This window comes from Paraburkholderia sp. 31.1 (assembly GCF_014397645.1).
GTDB classification, from domain to species: domain Bacteria; phylum Pseudomonadota; class Gammaproteobacteria; order Burkholderiales; family Burkholderiaceae; genus Paraburkholderia; species Paraburkholderia tuberum.
The window spans coordinates 1-826 of sequence record NZ_VZQN01000182.1; the positions used below are offsets into that span (position 1 = coordinate 1).

The 826-nt window shown below is 64.9% G+C and carries 1 protein-coding gene; it reads left to right on the forward strand.

Annotated features, from left to right (window positions below):
* Nucleotides 1-667, forward strand: a 667-nt coding sequence (locus F6X37_RS35890) for a YadA family autotransporter adhesin (RefSeq protein ID WP_187614683.1), incomplete at its 5' end; no start/stop codon positions are given.
* Nucleotides 668-826 lie beyond the last annotated feature (159 nt).

Sequence of the window (826 nt, forward strand, 5' to 3'; positions counted from 1 at the left end):
TAGTGCCGTGGTCAATGCGGAAATGCCGGGTACAGGCGCGGCAAGCACGGCCGTCGGTGCAGGTGGGGTGGCCTCTGGCAACCTCGCCACGGCGATCGGCGCGAACGCCAATGCAGCAGGGGATAACGCCCTCGCAGTCGGCGCCAACGCAGCGGCGACGGGCGCGAACTCGACGGCCATCGGTACGGGTTCACAGGCAACCCACAGCAACTCGGTTGCGCTGGGCCAGGGTTCGGTGACTGACCGCGACAACTCGGTGTCGGTCGGTTCGGCCACCCAGCCGCGTCAGATCACCCATGTCGCAGCGGGTACGGCGGATACGGATGCGGTCAACGTGGGCCAGATGAACAGTTCGGTGGCGCAAGGCGTGCAGCAGGCGAACAGCTACACCGACCAGCGCTTCAGCCAGACCAACCAGGCGATCAACGACGTCGCCAAAAACGCCTACGCCGGTATCGCTGCGGCGATGGCCATGCCGAACATGACGCCGTCCGGCCCGGGACGCACGATTGTCGCGGCCGGTGGGGCGACCTACAAGGGCGGCAGTGCTGCGGCAGTGGGAGCAACGTACCGCTCCAGAAACAACAAGTGGCTCGTCAACTCCGCTGTGTCGGTTGCTTCGACGGGTGACGTTGGTGTGCGTGCCCAGGTGGGCTACGAGTTCTGATCAGGAGTCACGAAACGCGAATCAGGAAGCACGGAGTTGTAGACGGGTGATGTTGCACGGTCTTGCCGGTTAAGGCGGACCGTGCTTCTTTTTACGTTGCCGGTTTCGGTAGGGGGCGGGCGGTAATCAGCGAGTCGCGTGCCGGGCTCGCGAAGCTGG